Genomic DNA, 15697 nt, shown 5'->3' on the forward strand with positions numbered 1-15697 from the left:
CCACGCTCGGCAACCTCAGTCCAGCCGACTACCGAGCCCGCGCCCTCACTACCTAACCTTCACACCCCAGTCCAACTTTCGGACAGCAGTTCAATCCGAGGGGACCCTTGCGCGAGCCTGCACCGCCGCCCGCCTCGCCCCTGCCGTGCCCCGCCCTCGCCTTGCCCCGGCCCTTCCCCCCTCCGCGCGCCTCCCCACCGCCGTCAACCACCTCCCCAAGGCCCGGCACACCCCGCCTGCGGCCCGTCCCTGCGTGCCAGCCTGACCCGGACACGGCGAAGGCCGCCCAGGCGAGCCTGGGCGGCCTTCTGCGGGGGACGGAGAGGGGTTTACGGCAGGCCGAGCTTCGCGCGGCAGCCCGGCCATGCGCCGTACGTGCCGCCTGCGCGGTCGCGCAGCTTGGTGGCGATGGCGATCTGCTGCTCGCGGGTGGCCTGGTGCGGGAGCTGGGCGTAGGCGGTGCCGCCGTTGGAGGCCCAGGTGCTGGCCGAGAACTGGAGGCCGCCGTAGTAGCCGTTGCCGGTGTTGATGGCCCAGTTGCCGCCTGCCTCGCACTTGGCGAGCTTGTCCCAGACGTCGCTGTCGGGGAGGGGCTTGGTGCCTACGGTGATCTTCTTCGGCTTCGGTTCCTTGGTGACCTTGGAGCTCAGCTTTTCCTTGCTGACCTCCTTGCCGTTCTTGATGGTCACCTTGTACTGCGAGATCTGCTCGCCGGCCTCGCCCGGGTCGGTGACCTTCTGCTCGCCCGCGTTCATGTTCGGGTCGTTGGTCTTCTCGACCGGCGGGGCGACCGGCTCGTTCACGTTGATGACCGTGACGCCGGTGCGGGAGATGTAGACCTCGGCGCCGGTGGCCAGCTTCACGTCCGCGCCGGACGTGATGGCGTCTTCCGCGCCCAGGGTGATGTTCTCGCCCTTGAGGAGTTCCTCGACGGACAGGGCGGTGGTCTGGATCTCGCGGACCGGGTTGGCGCCGTCGAACAGCTTGATGTTCTTGCGGGTCTTGACCTCGAGGTTCATGCCTTCGAGGGGGATGTCGTGGTTGCCCTGGGCGGACATCCACGCGCCTTCGAGGTTCACGCCGAGCTGCTTGGCGGCTTCCTCGACGGTGATGGAGCGGACCCAGTCCTCGCGGGCCTGGCCGTCGACGCTCATCTTCAGCAGGCGGCCGCGGTCGAGGCTGATCTTGCCGCCGTCGGAGATCGGGGCGTTCAGCGACGGGGACAGGGCGTCGTGCTCACCGACGACGATGCCTTCCTCCGCCAGGACGTCGCCGACCGTGCCCTCGTACGAGTGGACGGTCTGCATCGCGCCGTCGATCTCGACGGTCAGCGACTTGTCCATCGCCATGGCGGTCACGCCGCCGCCGGAGATCGACACGAGGATCGCGGCGACCGTGCCCTTGAGGAAGCGGCGCTTCCAGTTGGTGACGGTCTTGACCAGGAGCTGCGGGTCCTGCTTCTCCTCTTCCTCCGACGGGAGGACGAGGGGCGGCATGATCGTCGTCTCGGCGTTGATGAGACGGATCAGCTCGTCGACGTCGACGTTCGCCGAGGCGAGGAGGTCGTCCGCGTCCGGGCCGAGCACCTCGAGCACGTCCGCGGGCGTGATGGTCAACGCGCCGGGCGGGAAGCTCGGGTGGGGGTCAGCGACGCTCACCGACGTCTGGCCGACCGGCGTGAACCAGTCGGTGTCGTCGTTGAAGTCGTAAGGCGCGGCAGTTCTGTCGCTACCGGACATCAGGGTCGATACCTCCATTGCGGAAGCTTTGAGGCCACCGCACAGTTGGCGTTGACAAGATCATTCGAGTTGGAGCTCGAAGGTTCCCGGCAACTCCTCCTACGTGGTCTCGCTTCTTCGCGCTTCTGGCTTCGGTCCCGCCCCGACTGCGGGCGTGCACCGAACCGACAACGTCGGCTCTGGTGGCACGGTCACGGGACAGTAACGGGGCAACCGACGTTGCGCAAACACCCCCACCGATGTTGTGACGTCAGTCACCTCGTGGGGGTAGGAACCGCCTACTCCGTTCGCTCTAAGTCGCATTTCAGTCCCCGAGTCCGAACACTCGTTGAGCAGTACGGGTGACGGCGGAGCAAAGTTCAGAGAGATCTTCGCCACGGAGAGTAGCGAGATCCCGAATTGTGTAATTCACACAATAGGGTTCGTTTGGGCGTCCGCGGAACGGATGCGGCGTCAGGAACGGCGCATCGGTCTCGACGAGAAGCTGATCCTGCGGTACGAGCTGGGCCGCCTCCCGCAGCGCGCGGGCGTTCTTGAACGTCACCGGGCCCGCGAACGACAGCACGTACCCCGCGTCGACGCACCGCCGGGCGAAGTCCGCGTCGCCCGAGAAGCAGTGGAACACCACAGTGGACGGTGCACCTTCCGAGGACAAGATCTTGAGGATGTCCTCGTGCGCGTCCCGGTCGTGGATCATCAACGGCTTCCCGACGCGCTTGGAAAGGTCGATGTGCCAACGGAAAGCCTCGTGCTGGGCGGCCGGCGGCGAGTAGTCCCAGTAGTAGTCGAGACCCGTCTCGCCGATCGCCACGACCCGCGGCAGCACCGCGAGCCTCTCCAGCTCGGCCTTCTCGACCTCACCGAAGGTGGAGGTTCGCGTCGGGTGCACGGCCACCGCCGCGTAGACCCGCGGGTCCCAAGTGGACGCTTCGGCGGCCCAGGTGGCGGCGGCCAGGTCGTCCGCCACGGTGATCACGTGCGAGACCCCGGCGGCCTCCGCGCGATCGAGCAGAAGAGCCACGCCGGCCGCATCAGTGGCACCACACGCGTCCAGATGCGTGTGGGCGTCGATCACCGGTGCCGGAAGAGCTTCCGGCACCGGCGGTCGTTCGCGCTTGTCCGTCACTACGAGGTGACGATCGGGGCCCACTCGGGCCCGGTGTCGCCCAGTTCCTTCTCCAGCCGCGCGAACAGCGGGGTCGGCTTCTGCAACGGCCGGCCCACCTCCAGCGGCGTGGACTCCCACTTCGCCTGTTCCGAGGCGTAGTCACCGGTCAGCACCGGGTACGAGCGCTCCGGGATGTCGAGGTCGGTGACCTCGTTCATCTGCGGCTGTGCGGCCCACACGCCCGTGCCGCCCAACGCCTCGTGCACCTTCTGCGCCGAGTGCGGCAGGAACGGAGTCATCAGCGTGTTCGCGTCCTGCACGACCTGCAACGCCGTGTGCAGCACCGAGTCACGCCGCTCCAGGTCGTCCTTGAGCTTCCACGGCTCCTGGTCCGACAGGTACTTGTTCGCGGCCGAGATGACGCGCATGGCCTCGCCCGTGGCCTGCTTGAACCGCGAGCGGCGCAGGTGCGCGCCGACCGTCTCGAACGCCGCCTTCGACTGAGCCAGCAGCTCGTGGTCGGCAGGCGTCAGCGCGACGGCCTTCGGGATCGCGCCCACGTTCTTGTGCGCCATCGAGATCGAGCGGTTGACCAGGTTGCCCCACTCGTTCGCCAGCTCGAAGTTCGTCCGCCGGACGAACTCCTCCCAGGTGAAGTCCGTGTCCTGGTTCTCCGGACCGGCGACGGAGATGAAGTACCGCAGCGCGTCCGGGCCGAACTCCTTCAGGAAGTCGCCGACGTAGATCACGGTGCCGCGCGACGTCGAGAACTTGGAGCCGCTCATCGTCAGGTACTCCGACGACACGACCTCGGTCGGCAGGTTCAGCGTGCCGAACCGGCCGGGCTCGCCGCCCTTGTCGCCCGCGCCGTTCTGCCCGAGCAGCAGCGACGGCCAGATCAGCGAGTGGAAGACGATGTTGTCCTTGCCCATGAAGTAGTAGCCCTGGGCGTCACCCGTCCAGAACTCCTTCCAGGCGTCGGGGTCGCCCGTGCGGCGCGCCCACTCGACGGACGCCGAGAGGTACCCGATGACCGCGTCGAACCACACGTAGAACCGCTTCATCGGCTGGTCGCTCCACCCGTCGAGCGGGATCGGCACACCCCAGTCGAGGTCGCGGGTGATGGCGCGCGGCCGCAGGTCCTTGATCAGGTTCTGCGAGAACTTGAGCACGTTCGGGCGCCAGTCGGCCCGCGTGCCCATCCAGCCCGACAGCGAGTTGATGAACGCCGACAGGTCGAGGAACAGGTGCTCGGTCTCGACGAACTTCGGCGTCTCGCCGTTGATCTTCGAACGCGGGTTGATCAGTTCCGACGGGTCGAGCTGGTTGCCGCAGTTGTCGCACTGGTCGCCACGCGCGCCCTCGTACCCGCAGATCGGGCAGGTGCCCTCGATGTAGCGGTCGGGCAGCGTGCGGCCGGTCGACGGGCTGATGGCGCCCATCTCCGTCTTGGGGACGACGTAGCCGTTCTTCCACAGCGCGGAGAACAGGTCCTGCACCACCTGGTAGTGGTTGCCGGTGGTGGTGCGGGTGAAGAGGTCGTAGGAGAGGCCGAGGCCCTGCAGGTCACCGGCGATGACGCGGTTGTACTTGTCGGCGAGCTCGCGGGCCGTCAGGCCCTCCTTCTCGGCCTGCACCTGGATGGGTGTGCCGTGCTCGTCCGTGCCGCTGACCATGAGCACCCGGTGTCCGGACATTCGCATGTAGCGGGAGAAGACGTCGGACGGGACACCGAAACCGGAGACGTGACCGATGTGCCTGGGGCCGTTGGCATAAGGCCAGGCCACCGCGGTCAGTACGGAGGCACTCATGCACATAGCCTACGGAGGCGGTGCCAGGCGGTTTTCACCGAGTGGGAGGTCTGATTGTCCGCGACCAGAATGCTGGTGCTCGGGATCGTCAAGCTGGTCGGCGAGGCCCACGGCTACGTGGTGCGCCGCGAGCTCAAGTCGTGGTCCGCCGACTCGTGGGCGAACGTGCAGCCGGGGTCGATCTACCACGCGCTGAAGTCGCTGGCCAAGGACGGACTGCTGGAGCCGGTCGGCGTCGAGTCCGGAGAGGGACCCGCGCGCACCACGTACAAGATCACGCCGTCCGGTGAGCACGAGCTGACCGACCGCCTCGCGCACGCGCTGGCGAACCCGGCGGCGGGCAACGACGAGGTCTCCGCGGCCGTGGCGATGCTCAACCTCGTCCCCCGCAAGCAGGCCCTCGTGCTGCTCAAGCAACGGCTCGCGGGCCTCGAAGGCCAGCTCACCCCCACCCGGCACGGCATCGGCTCGATGCCGGAGATGGGCAAGCCCGCGCACGTCAGCGAGCTCTTTCGACTGTGGCTCGTCCATCTCGAAGGCCAGGTCCGGTGGACTCAGGAGCTGATCGCACGCCTAGAGGCCGGCGAGTACGAACTTGAGGACTAGTCAAACTTGATTAGTCGGAGCTAGCCTCTAGTCAAAGTTGACTAGAGGGGGTTTCGTCATGATCGAGGCACGCGGTCTCGCGCGCCGGTTCACGACCAAGACCGGTCCGGTGGACGCGGTGCGGGGCGTGGACATCGACGTCGCGGAGGGCGAGCTCGTCGGGTTCCTCGGCCCGAACGGCGCCGGCAAGTCCACGACGTTGCGCATGCTCACGACGCTGCTGCAGCCCACGGCGGGCGAGGCGACGATCGCCGGGCACGACCTGCTGAAGGACCCGGCGGGCGTGCGCCGCAACATCGGCTACGTCGGCCAGAAGGGCGGCGGTGGCCTCGACCAGCGCGTCGCCGACGAGCTGGAGTTCCAGGCCCGCTTCTACGGGCTGTCCAAGCACGACGCGCGCCGGAAGGTCGCCGGCCTGCTCGAACGGTTCGACCTGACCGGCCTGGAGAAGCGCGGCGTCGTGACGTTGTCAGGCGGCCAGCAGCGCCGGCTCGACATCGCGATGGGGATGCTGCACGAACCGCGGTTGCTGTTCCTGGACGAGCCGTCGACCGCGCTCGACCCGCAGAGCCGCCGCAACCTGTGGGACCACATCCGCCGGCTCAAGGCCGACGGCACCACGATCTTCCTGACCACGCACTACCTGGACGAGGCCGACTTCCTGAGCGACCGGCTGCTGGTCATCGACCACGGCGCGATCGTCGGCGAGGGCTCGCCGGACGACCTCAAGCACCGCGTCTCCGGCGACCTGGTCGAGCTGGGCACGCCCCAGGCGTCGCTGGTCGCCTCGAAGTTCGAGGACGCCGTGGTCGACGGCGAGAAGGTCAGCTTCCGGATCCCGAACGGCGACCGCGCGCTGCCGGGCCTGGTGCGCGACCTCGACAACATCGGCGTCGAGCTGCACTCCGTCCAGGTGCACCGGCCGACGCTCGACGACGTGTTCCTGACCATGACCGGTCGTTCCCTGAGGGAGGACGCCAATGCTGCGTGACACCTGGCTCGTGTTCTCCCGCGTGATGCTGCCGGTGCTGCGCAACCCGGTCGCGGTCGTGTTCGGCATCGCCCAGCCGTTGCTCTACCTGGGGCTCTTCGGGCCGTTGCTGGGCGACACCGGCTGGCAGTGGTTCGTGCCGGGCCTGCTGGTGCAGATGGCGTTGTTCGGCACGGCCTACGCGGGCTTCTCGCTGCTGCCGGAGGTCCGCACGGGCGTGATGGAACGGCTGCGGGTCACCCCGGTCAGCCGGGTCGCGCTGCTGGTCGGGCGGGTCGGCAAGGACGTGGTGCTGCTGGTCGTGCAGAGCCTGCTGATCATGCTGGCCGCGATGCTGTTCGGCTTCCGCGCCTCGGCCGGGCAGATGGTGCTCGGGCTCGGGCTGGTGGCGTTGCTGGGCATCGCGATCGGCTCGGTCTCGTACGCGATCGCGTTGAAGGTGAAGCTGGAGTACGTCTTCGCGTCGGTGCTGTCGGCGTCCATCGTGCCGTTGATGCTGTTGAGCGGCGTGCTGCTGCCGATGACCAACGGCCCGCAGTGGCTCTACTGGCTGTCGCGGATCAACCCGCTGGCGCACGTCGTGGACGCCGAACGCTCGATCTTCAACCCCGGCACGATCACGTACGGGCTGATCTCGGTCGCGGTGCTCGTGCTGGTCGGCGTCTTCTACGGCGTGCGCACGTTCAACAAGGAGTCAGCTTGACTTGATGGCCGCGTCGTAGAGGGTCTTCTTGCTGATCCCGGCCGCCTCCGCGACCTCGGCGGCGGCCGACTTCATCCGCTCCCCGTCCGCGACGCGCTGCTTGACCTCGGCAACGAGCGTGTCGAGGTCCGGCGTGTCCCGCACGGGCGCCGGACCGAGCACCACGGTGATCTCGCCGCGTGCGCCTTCCACGGCCCATGCGGCGAGTTCTCCGAGGGTTCCGCGCACGACCTCTTCGTACTTCTTCGTCAGTTCGCGGCACACGGCGACACGGCGGTCCGGTCCGAGCACCTCGACGGCGTCCTGCAGGGTGTCCGCGAGCCGATGGGGCGCCTCGAAGAACACGACCGTGCGTTGCTCGGTGGCCAAGGGCGCGAACCAGCGCTTGCGCTCACCGGACTTGCGCGGCGGGAAGCCGTCGAACGCGAACCTGTCGCTCGGCAGGCCGGACAACGCGAGCGCCGTCGTCACCGCGGACGGCCCCGGCAGGCACGTGACGGTGATGTCCTGCTCGACGCACGCGGCGACCAGCCGGTAACCCGGATCCGACACGGACGGCATTCCGGCGTCCGTCACGAGCAGCACGGTCTCGCCGTTGTGCAGCGCCTCGAGCAACTGCGGTACGCGCCCGACCTCGTTCTGGTCGTAGAAGCTGAGCACCCGGCCGGACGGCTTGACCTGCAACGCGGCCGCGAGGCTGTGCGTTCTCCTGGTGTCCTCGGCGGCGATGACGTCGGCGGTCTCGAGCGCCTCGATCAGGCGCGCGGAGGCGTCGCGGATGTCGCCGAGAGGGGTGGCTGCCAGGACCAGACGGCCTGAACCGGATACAGGACTCACAAGCTTCACCCTACGATCGGCGGCGTGACAGTCCTCGTGCAGCCAGGAGTGGCGCCCGTAGTCGTCGAGGAGCCGCGCTCGGATCGTGCGGCCGCACTCGACCCGCCTCCTTTCGGAGACCGGATGCGCGGGTGGCTCATGACGGCCGTCGTGACGCTGATCGGTGCCGTCGTGCGCTTCTGGAACGTCGGTTATCCGACGGACAAGGGCACGCCGATCTTCGACGAGAAGCACTACGTGCCGCAGACCGCGCAGGTGCTGCGCAACGGCGGCTACGAGGACAACCCCGGCTACGAGCTGATCGTCCACCCGCCGCTCGCCAAGCAGCTCATGGCGATCGGCCAGGACCTCTTCGGCTACGACGGCCTCGGCTGGCGCTTCGCCTCCGCACTGGCCGGCGCGATCACGATCCTGCTGATCGTCCGCATCGCGCGTCGCCTGACCCGTTCCGACCTGCTCGGGGCTCTCGCGGGCGTGTTGCTCATCGCGGACGGCGTCTCGCACGTCCAGTCGCGAATGGGCATGCTCGACATCTTCCTGGCGTTGTTCGTCGTCGCCGCGTTCGGCTGCCTGGTGGTCGACCGCGAGCAAGTGCGCGAACGACTGGCCGTCGCCGTGCGCGAGGGGTTCATCAACAACTCGGCCTTCGGCCCGTGGCTGGGCTTCCGCTGGTGGCGCTTCGGCGCGGGCGTGATGCTCGGCGCCGCGTGCGGCATCAAGTGGTCGGGCATCTGGTACATCGCCGCGTTCGGCCTCTTGTCGGTCGTGTGGAGCGCTTTGGCCCGTCGTGCGGCCGGCGTCGAGGAGCCGTGGCTGGGCTCGCTGGTGAAGGACGTCCTGCCGTCGCTGGGCGGCCTGGTCGCCATCCCGGTGCTCGTCTACATCGTCACCTGGTTCCCGTGGATGGCCAGCGAGACCGGCATCGACCGGCACGTGGTCGGCGGCAAGGTCAAGGACGTCTCGTACATCCCCGACGTGCTGCAATCGCTCTGGTACAACGCCCAGAACGTCTACAAGTTCCACGTAGGCCTGGTCACCTCGGCGACCAACACGCACCCGTGGGAGTCGAAGCCGTGGACGTGGCCGATGGGCCTGCGTCCGATGCTCTACTACTACGACAACACCGTCACGGGCTGCGGCGCGGCGTCGTGCCTCGGCGCGATCATGCTCATCGGCACGCCCGCGATGTGGTGGCTCGCGTTCCCGGTGATCGGCTGGGCCCTGTACCGCACGATCGGCCGGATGGACTGGCGCTACGCCGCCGTCCTGGTCGCGTACGCCGCCGGGCTGCTGCCGTGGTTCCTGAACCTCGACCGGCAGATGTACTTCTTCTACGTCACCCCGATGGCGCCGTTCCTGGTGTTGCTGATCGTGCTGGCTTTGGGCGAGATCCTGGGGCGGTCTTCGGCGGGCTCCGAGCGGCGCGGCACCGGAATGCTCGTGGTGGCGTTGTACGTAGGGATCGTGGTGGCGAACTTCGTGTGGCTGTGGCCGATCTTGAACGGCGTGCCGATCACGCCTGAGCTGTGGCAGCAGCAACTGTGGCTGCCCAGCTGGCGCTGACCGAGCCGGCTCACTGACGGGTCGCGGGAACGAACCGCGACCCGACCCCGGCATCAGCGGACAGCAGTTCGATGCCGTCCAGCTCCCCTGTCGGCGACCTGAGGTGGTCTGCGACGAAGGTGCTGGCTGATCGGCACGGCTGGTACCAGGCGAGCCAGCTCGGATCCGACACCACCACGGGCCTCGCGTCGGTGTCCTTCGTCGGCTTCCAGAAGAACGTGAAGCCGCCGTCCATCTCGCCCCACGGCACCAGGCCGCCCTCCTGTGGGTGGAACGGAGCGTTGAACGGCGGTTCTGTCGTCGGCCGGAACTCCTCGGCCTGCGCCTGGATGCGGTCGACGAGCGCGAACAGGTCGTACTCGGCAGCGAGAGCGTCGGGAGCGAAGACCCGGATCGAACCGAACTGGCCGGCGCCGAACCGGTCCACCAACCGCCGGTAGTCGCGGGGCAGGGTGGTGCCCAGACGCGCTTCGACCGCCTCCCAGTCCTGCAACGGTGGCGCCACCGCAGGTTCACCGACCATCTCCGCGAGCAGGTCGACGGAGTCCAGCGGGTAGTCCTTCATGAAGAAGGCCATGTGCGCCCGCACCCAGTAATCGGGATTGATCATCGCTGCGGTCTCCTGGTTCGGGCAGGCCGATCTTGAACGGCACATCCGATCACACCGCAGGTGTGGCACCGGCAACTGCGCAGCTCAGCAAGGCGTGAAAACCGTTCGCGTTGAGTTAGTATCCCCCGTCCTCAGCACGATCGGGTGACCCCTGATCAGGGCATAAATCACTGAAAGTGGTCGTGCTGATCAATCCTGGGGGATTCAGCCATGAGCACGACCGCGCAACTGAGCGAGAAGCAGGACACAGAGAGACCCGCCAGCGGCAAACCGGCCGGTGCCGGGTTCCGCACCGACATCCAGGCACTGCGGGCGATCGCGGTGCTGGCCGTGGTGGTCAACCACTTCTGGCCGAACGGTCTGACCGGCGGTTACGTCGGCGTCGACGTCTTCTTCGTGATCTCCGGCTTCCTGATCACGTCGCACCTCGACAAGGAGATCGTCCACACCAGCCGGGTGCGGCTCGGCAGGTTCTACGCGCGGCGCGTCCGGCGGCTGCTGCCCGCCGCGTTCCTGGTGCTCGGCTTCAGCATCGTCGCCGCCTACTTCCTGCTGCCGTACCCGCGCTGGACGGCCAACGCCTGGGAGTCGTTCGCCGCCGCCTCCTACTGGGAGAACTGGCTGCTCGCGGGCAAGTCGGTGAACTACTCGGCGCAGAACGAGGCCGCGAGCCTCGTGCAGCACTACTGGTCGCTGTCGGTGGAGGAGCAGTTCTACCTGTTCTGGCCGCTGCTGCTGATCGGGTTCTTCAAGATCGGCAGGCGCCGCTGGGTGGTGCTCGGCGTCGCGATCCTCGGCGCCGTGTCGTTCGCGCTGAGCGTCTACTACACGATCGTCTCGCCCAGCCAGGCGTACTTCATCACGCCGGTGCGGGTGTGGGAGTTCGCGATCGGCGCCGGGGTGGCGCTGGCCGCCGTGAAGCTGGTGCTGCCGCGGGTGGCGGCCGAGGTCGCGGCGCTGGCCGGGTTCGCGATGATCATCGCGTCCGCCTTCCTCTACGACCACCACACGGCGTTCCCCGGCTACCTGGCCCTGGTGCCGTCGGTCGGCACCGGCCTGGTGATCATGTCCGGCCTGCGGTCCGGCAAGCAGTGGCACACGGTGGTGACCGCGTCGAGGCCTGTGCAGTTCGTCGGCAACGTCAGCTACTCGCTCTATTTGTGGCACTGGCCGTTCCTGCTGCTCGCGCCGTTCGCGCTGAGCGGCCTGCTGGACCAGGGCAAGCTCGGCACGCCGTGGCTGCTGGGGCTGCTCGCGCTGTCGATCGTCGTCGCGTGGGTGTCGAAGGTGGTCGTCGAGGACCACGGCATGTCGTGGGGTCCCGTCACGCGCAGCAGGGGCCTGACGTTCTCCAGCATGATCCTCGGCATCGCCGTCGTGGCGATCATGGCGGGCGGGCTCCAGTGGACCTACCACCGGCACGTCGCCCAGGCGGACCGGGACATCGCGGCGGGCCTCAACGGTCCGTGCCACGGCGCGAACGCCATGATCGGCGTCAACGGCTGCCCCACCCCGTTCGGCCCGGCCCGCGTGCCCGCGATGGGTCCGGCCAACGAGTACTGGCCGATCGCGCCCGAGTGCCGTCGCGTGCCGGACCACAGGGCGGAGGACCGGGACACCACGTCCGTCTGCGACTTCTCCGGTGGCAAGGGCGGCGAGAAGGTCTGGCTCGTGGGCGACTCGCACGCCCAGCAGTGGCAGCCGCCGATCTTCGACATCGCCCGCGAACGCAAGTGGAACCTCACGGTCAGCTTCCTCGGCGCGTGCCCGTTCGCGGACGTGCGCAACACCGAGTTCCGCGGTGAGAAGCACCCGGAGCAGCAGGTCAAGCGCTGCGCGGACTGGACGAGGCAGATGACCGACGTGATCGCCGCCGACAAGCCGTCGATGGTCCTGACGTCGTTCTACGCCCGCGAGGAACCGGCGGAGCCCAAGAGCGGCAACCAGACCGAGCAGTACCGCAACGGCCTGGAACCGCGGTGGCGCAAGTGGACGGACGCGGGCGCCCGTGTCGTCGTGCTCGCCGACCCGCCGTACAACGGCAAGGTCCGCTCGCCCGACTGCGTGACGCTGAACGCGTCGAAGCCCGAGGCCTGCGTGGTGCCGCGGCCCGTCGCGCTGCCCGCCGACCCGTTGACCGAGGTCGCGAAGACCACCGGGAACCCCGGGGTGTCGACGGTCGACCTGAGCGAGTACTTCTGCGACGACAAGCAGTGCTACGCCGTCGTCGGGAACGTGGCCGTGTACTACGACTCCGACCACCTCAACAGCCAGTACTCCCGCAGCCTCAAGCCGATGATCGAGAAGGCGCTGGCTAGCTCTCGCTGATCTGGAGAGCCCGCTCCCTGGTCAGGTCGCCCTCGAGCCTGAGGGTGACCTGATCTCGTTGCCAGAGCAGGGTTTGGCCCGCCAGCTGCGGTTCCTCGGTGTGCCACTGGCCGGCGCGGTCGATGTAGAAGAACACGTGCGGGTAAGGGATCCAGATCCGGTCGTTGATCTGCTCGACGCCGTCCTGGTGGACGAGCTTGCCGACGGTCGAGCTTATGGTGCCGTCGAACTGGTCCAGCCTCAGCTCCCCGTAGTGCAGGGTGACGAACCGTCCTTCGTGGACGGTGACCTGGTCCGGGGTGCCGAGTTCCGCCGGCAGGTGGATCTCGAACGGCATCTGCTTCCTGGCTTCCTCCAGCGACACGTCCTGGCTCGGCAGCGGTGGAGCGACGCTCTGCGGAGCCTCCGTGCGGAACTCGACACCGGCGAACTCCAGCAGTTGCTGGACGCCCGCCCTCACCGCCGGCGACACCGCGAACGCGATGGCGAACGCCGTCACCGCCGCGGCCAGCGCCTGCAGCCAGCGGTTTCTCTTCGGCTTGTCGATCCTGGCGAGCACCTGTTGCGTGACGTCCGGCGGTTCGGGCACGTGGAGGTGGCGGCCGAGGTCGCGCAGGGCTTCCTCCTGGTCATCGATCACGGGCCACCTCCTCCAGCATCGGGCGCAGTTTGTGCAGCGCTCGGGACAGCCGCGACTTCACGGTTCCCCTGGCGAGGCCGAGGGTCTGCGCGGTCTCGGCCTCGCTCAGGTCGAGCAGGTACCGGCACGTGACGACCTGCCGGTCCGCGTCGTTCAGGCTCTGCACGGCTTTCAGCAGCTTGGCGCGCGAGTCGTCCACCAGCGTGCCGGGGTCGTCGTGGTCGACGGTCTCGGTGATGGTGGCGAGCCGGAGCTCCATCAGGTTGCGCCGCCTTCTGCCGCGGTGCAGGTTCTTCGTCTCGTTGGCGACGATCTTGAGCAGCCACGGCTTGAAGTCGGCGTCGGTCCTGAACGTGTGGAGCTTCCGGTACGCCTTCACGAACGCCTCCTGCACCACGTCACCGGCGTCCGCACCAGCCCCGAGCAGGTACGCCGTCCGGTGCGCGAGCACGGTGTACCGGACGACCAGCTCGCCGTAGGCCGCCTGGTCGCCTGCGATCGCCCGTGCCACCGCTTCGTCCGTGATGCCTCCTCTACACCGGGAACCGCTCGGTGGTTCCCGGTGTAGTCGCGTCATGAGGATTCTGGCCTTGATTTGCGCTTTTCTGCTTCTCGGCGCACCTGCAGCGCACGCGGGCGGCTGGGCGGTCACGTACGTCGACCCGGTGCCGTCGATCCAGCCGTCCACGACCCACACGGTCGGCTACTGGGTGCTCCAGCACGGCACCCACCCGTTCTCCGGCGACCTGGGCAAGACCGGACTGCGCTTCCAGTCCGGCACCGACTCGCGCTCGTTCACCGGCGTGGCGCTGGCCGAACCCGCGCACTACGCCGTGACGTTCGCGCTGCCCGCCGGCACCTACGAGGTGTTTGGCCTGCAAGGGATGTTCGCCGAGCACCCGCTCGGGACGTTGACGGTGCCGGGCACGTTGCTGGTGAAACCCGTGGACCCGCAGATGGTCCAGGGCGCGGGCAACACCTGGCCGTGGCAGGAGATCGCGCCACCGCTGAAGAAGGCGGCGGACGTCTCGGCCTCGCCGGCGCCCGCGGCCGCCGTGGAGCCGACCGGAAAGCCCTTGCCCGTGTGGGTCGTGGGGTTGGTGGTGCTCGGCGCGGCCGGGCTGTTCTTGCTGCTGCGCAAGAGGTTGCGGCCGTCCGGCCGAAGGTGAGTGGTGAGGCGATCGGCGGAAACCGCCTCACCACTCTTCGCGTGGCATCCCGTGAGATGCCGAGGCTTCCGGGTGAACCACGACCTAGGTCGTTGAAGGCTGAACCACTGTTACGGACCGGTCCAACGTTCACCCGGTTCGCCTAAGCGTCGACCGTGACGTCGGACGATTCGGGCACCGCGAGCGGCGGGTGGAGTTCAGGCCCGTCCTGCGACGACGGCGCCGTCGACACGAGCGCCACCGGTACCTCCGCGGGCGGCACGAACGCGGCCTCCGCCCGGATCTTCGGTGGTGTGGCGGACCACGGCTTGAGGTTCTGCACGATGTCCTCGTAGAACGACGAGACCGCGGTCAGCACCGAGTCGATGAACGAGTTGCGCCCGGTGCCGCGCTTCGAGCCCATCGGCACCGAGATCTCCACCCGGAATCCTCGGATCTCCTTCTGCGGGTCCGCGATGAGCAGCGCGGGGTTCGCCCGGACCGCCCCGAGCAGTTCCGACGCACCGGCTCCCCTGCCGTGCGCGACGAACGCCTCCAGCCGCACCGAGTCGGGTGCGTTCTTCAGCTGCCGCAGGAGCCAGTTGATCCGCGTCGCCGGACGCCCTTCCCTCGGGCCTTCCACGTCGACGCCACAGATCACCCGGCCGGCCCGCAGATCGGCGGTGACGTGCAACGTCCCGACCGTGTCGGGAATGCGGATCCCGCCGGAGAGCCTGCCGTCCGCCACCAACTGCGCGAGCTGCCGGGTCAGGCGGACCTGGGGCTCGGCGAGATCCTTGCGGGACAACGCGGGCGTGACGTCCGTGCCGAGGCGGCGGCCGAGCTGGAGTCCGGCGAACCGCAGCAGGGCCTCGAACCGGAGCACCACGTCGGGCGCGATCTTGTCGTTCGCCCGCAACGTGCGCGCCTCGACCGCGTCGCGCAGCGGCACCCACGACTGCCCCATGTCCTCGAACGCCATCGCGCCGGACCGCGGGTGTTCGAGGTACCTGATCAGCTCACCGAGCACCCACGCCTGGTCGGGGTCGGCCACCCCGCGGTGTTCCTTCTGCATCACGGCTTCGCAGAGCACCTCGCTCCACGACCAGTGGTGCAGCGCGACCTTCTTGAGCTTCTTCCTGTCCACGGGCGTGGGGTGCTGGCCGGGCAACGGCGAGATCTCGTTCGAGATCGTGATGACCGCGTCGAACCCGAACCTCTGCGCGACGTCGAGGTAGTTCTCCAACTGCTGCACCTGGAGCTCGTTGGAGCCGGTCTTCACCTCGACCAGCGCGGTCCACGACTTCTGCCCTCGGGTCACCCGGATCAGGCCGTCCGGGATGAGCTTGCGCTCGTCGAGCTCGAACGGGACCTCGATGAACGTCTGCACGGCGGCGGCAGGCGCTCCCAGCGGCTGGGTCAGCGCCCGCCCGAACTCACGCACCGCTGACATGACGGCCAGCAATGCCGAAGTCGCTCGTCTTTCTTGTTCCTCAGCACCGTTGATGCCCGAAGTCGGAATCAGACGTGCGGCATGCCAACTCTCTTCAGCGGTCATGGTTCCCTCGCATGGCGGCTTTGCGGTCAGGAAACAACGCGGTTGTCGTTATGCC

14 protein-coding genes are annotated in these 15697 nt (G+C 68.2%); 6 read left to right on the forward strand and 8 right to left on the reverse strand.

Annotated features, from left to right (window positions below; translation table 11 throughout):
• Window positions 1–329: 329 nt before the first annotated feature.
• The 3 genes from ACFWNN_RS25175 to metG all read right to left on the reverse strand — a co-directional run bounded on the left by ACFWNN_RS25175 (window position 330) and on the right by metG (window position 4658).
• Window positions 330–1739, reverse strand: a complete 1410-nt coding sequence (locus ACFWNN_RS25175) for a transglycosylase family protein (RefSeq protein WP_382442379.1) — start codon at window positions 1737–1739, stop codon at window positions 330–332.
• A 304-nt stretch (window positions 1740–2043) separates the two neighbouring features.
• The gene (locus ACFWNN_RS25180) at window positions 2044–2865 is read right to left on the reverse strand and encodes a TatD family hydrolase (protein WP_382442380.1); all 822 of its coding nucleotides are present in this window, start codon (window positions 2863–2865) and stop codon (window positions 2044–2046) included.
• Window positions 2865–4658 carry a methionine--tRNA ligase gene (metG, locus tag ACFWNN_RS25185; protein ID WP_382442381.1) on the reverse strand — a complete coding sequence of 598 codons (1794 nt, stop codon included), beginning with the start codon at window positions 4656–4658 and terminating at the stop codon, window positions 2865–2867. The genes ACFWNN_RS25180 and metG overlap by 1 nt, the downstream gene beginning before the upstream one ends.
• Window positions 4659–4712: 54 nt before the next feature.
• Here metG and ACFWNN_RS25190 point away from each other — a divergent pair, with 54 nt between their 5' ends.
• From ACFWNN_RS25190 to ACFWNN_RS25200, 3 genes are read left to right on the forward strand one after another with little or no spacing between them, the layout of a single operon-like run.
• Window positions 4713–5264 carry a PadR family transcriptional regulator gene (locus ACFWNN_RS25190; protein WP_382442382.1) on the forward strand — a complete coding sequence of 184 codons (552 nt, stop codon included), beginning with the start codon at window positions 4713–4715 and terminating at the stop codon, window positions 5262–5264.
• Between the two features lie 58 nt (window positions 5265–5322).
• Entirely contained in the window at window positions 5323–6255 is a 933-nt protein-coding gene (locus tag ACFWNN_RS25195; protein WP_382442383.1) for an ATP-binding cassette domain-containing protein, read from the forward strand.
• Window positions 6245–6958, forward strand: a complete 714-nt coding sequence (locus ACFWNN_RS25200) for an ABC transporter permease (protein ID WP_382442384.1) — start codon at window positions 6245–6247, stop codon at window positions 6956–6958. The genes ACFWNN_RS25195 and ACFWNN_RS25200 overlap by 11 nt, the downstream gene beginning before the upstream one ends.
• On the opposite strand, the gene rsmI is transcribed toward ACFWNN_RS25200, so the two are convergent.
• Window positions 6950–7795, reverse strand: a complete 846-nt coding sequence (gene rsmI, locus ACFWNN_RS25205) for a 16S rRNA (cytidine(1402)-2'-O)-methyltransferase (protein ID WP_382442385.1) — start codon at window positions 7793–7795, stop codon at window positions 6950–6952. The two genes, ACFWNN_RS25200 and rsmI, sit on opposite strands and share 9 nt — an antisense overlap.
• 24 nt (window positions 7796–7819) lie before the next feature.
• Between rsmI and ACFWNN_RS25210 the strand changes: the two genes are divergently transcribed.
• Window positions 7820–9358, forward strand: coding sequence for a dolichyl-phosphate-mannose--protein mannosyltransferase (locus ACFWNN_RS25210; protein ID WP_382442386.1), 1539 nt, complete (start codon window positions 7820–7822; stop codon window positions 9356–9358).
• Between the two features lie 10 nt (window positions 9359–9368).
• On the opposite strand, the gene ACFWNN_RS25215 is transcribed toward ACFWNN_RS25210, so the two are convergent.
• Window positions 9369–9968: an SMI1/KNR4 family protein gene (locus tag ACFWNN_RS25215; RefSeq protein ID WP_382442387.1), complete on the reverse strand. Its 600-nt coding sequence runs from the start codon at window positions 9966–9968 to the stop codon at window positions 9369–9371.
• Between the two features lie 210 nt (window positions 9969–10178).
• Between ACFWNN_RS25215 and ACFWNN_RS25220 the strand changes: the two genes are divergently transcribed.
• Window positions 10179–12296, forward strand: coding sequence for an acyltransferase family protein (locus ACFWNN_RS25220; protein WP_382442388.1), 2118 nt, complete (start codon window positions 10179–10181; stop codon window positions 12294–12296).
• Here the strand turns inward: ACFWNN_RS25220 and ACFWNN_RS25225 are convergent.
• Window positions 12283–12936: a hypothetical protein gene (locus tag ACFWNN_RS25225; protein WP_382442389.1), complete on the reverse strand. Its 654-nt coding sequence runs from the start codon at window positions 12934–12936 to the stop codon at window positions 12283–12285. The genes ACFWNN_RS25220 and ACFWNN_RS25225 overlap by 14 nt on opposite strands.
• Complete coding sequence (locus tag ACFWNN_RS25230; RefSeq protein ID WP_382442390.1) at window positions 12926–13447, reverse strand: RNA polymerase sigma factor; 522 nt, start codon at window positions 13445–13447, stop codon at window positions 12926–12928. The genes ACFWNN_RS25225 and ACFWNN_RS25230 overlap by 11 nt, the downstream gene beginning before the upstream one ends.
• A 64-nt stretch (window positions 13448–13511) precedes the next feature.
• Between ACFWNN_RS25230 and ACFWNN_RS25235 the strand changes: the two genes are divergently transcribed.
• Window positions 13512–14105: a hypothetical protein gene (locus tag ACFWNN_RS25235; protein WP_382442391.1), complete on the forward strand. Its 594-nt coding sequence runs from the start codon at window positions 13512–13514 to the stop codon at window positions 14103–14105.
• A 142-nt stretch (window positions 14106–14247) separates the two neighbouring features.
• Here ACFWNN_RS25235 and ACFWNN_RS25240 read toward each other — a convergent pair whose 3' ends face one another.
• On the reverse strand, window positions 14248–15537 hold the full coding sequence (locus ACFWNN_RS25240) for a hypothetical protein (protein ID WP_382442392.1): 1290 nt from the start codon (window positions 15535–15537) through the stop codon (window positions 14248–14250).
• Between the last annotated feature and the right edge of the window lie 160 nt (window positions 15538–15697).

Source organism: Lentzea sp. NPDC058450 (genome assembly GCF_042721395.1).
In the GTDB taxonomy this organism is placed as follows: domain Bacteria; phylum Actinomycetota; class Actinomycetes; order Mycobacteriales; family Pseudonocardiaceae; genus Lentzea.

Excerpts from the sequence above, each read along its gene's own strand:
- ACFWNN_RS25195 (WP_382442383.1), top strand. The coding sequence starts at position 5,323 with ATGATCGAGGCACGCGGTCTCGCGCGCCGGTTCACGACCAAGACCGGT.
- metG (WP_382442381.1), bottom strand. The coding sequence starts at position 4,658 with ATGAGTGCCTCCGTACTGACCGCGGTGGCCTGGCCTTATGCCAACGGC.
- ACFWNN_RS25240 (WP_382442392.1), bottom strand. The coding sequence starts at position 15,537 with ATGTCAGCGGTGCGTGAGTTCGGGCGGGCGCTGACCCAGCCGCTGGGA.
- ACFWNN_RS25175 (WP_382442379.1), bottom strand. The coding sequence starts at position 1,739 with ATGTCCGGTAGCGACAGAACTGCCGCGCCTTACGACTTCAACGACGAC.
- ACFWNN_RS25200 (WP_382442384.1), top strand. The coding sequence starts at position 6,245 with ATGCTGCGTGACACCTGGCTCGTGTTCTCCCGCGTGATGCTGCCGGTG.
- ACFWNN_RS25235 (WP_382442391.1), top strand. The coding sequence starts at position 13,512 with ATGAGGATTCTGGCCTTGATTTGCGCTTTTCTGCTTCTCGGCGCACCT.
- ACFWNN_RS25215 (WP_382442387.1), bottom strand. The coding sequence starts at position 9,968 with ATGATCAATCCCGATTACTGGGTGCGGGCGCACATGGCCTTCTTCATG.
- ACFWNN_RS25220 (WP_382442388.1), top strand. The coding sequence starts at position 10,179 with ATGAGCACGACCGCGCAACTGAGCGAGAAGCAGGACACAGAGAGACCC.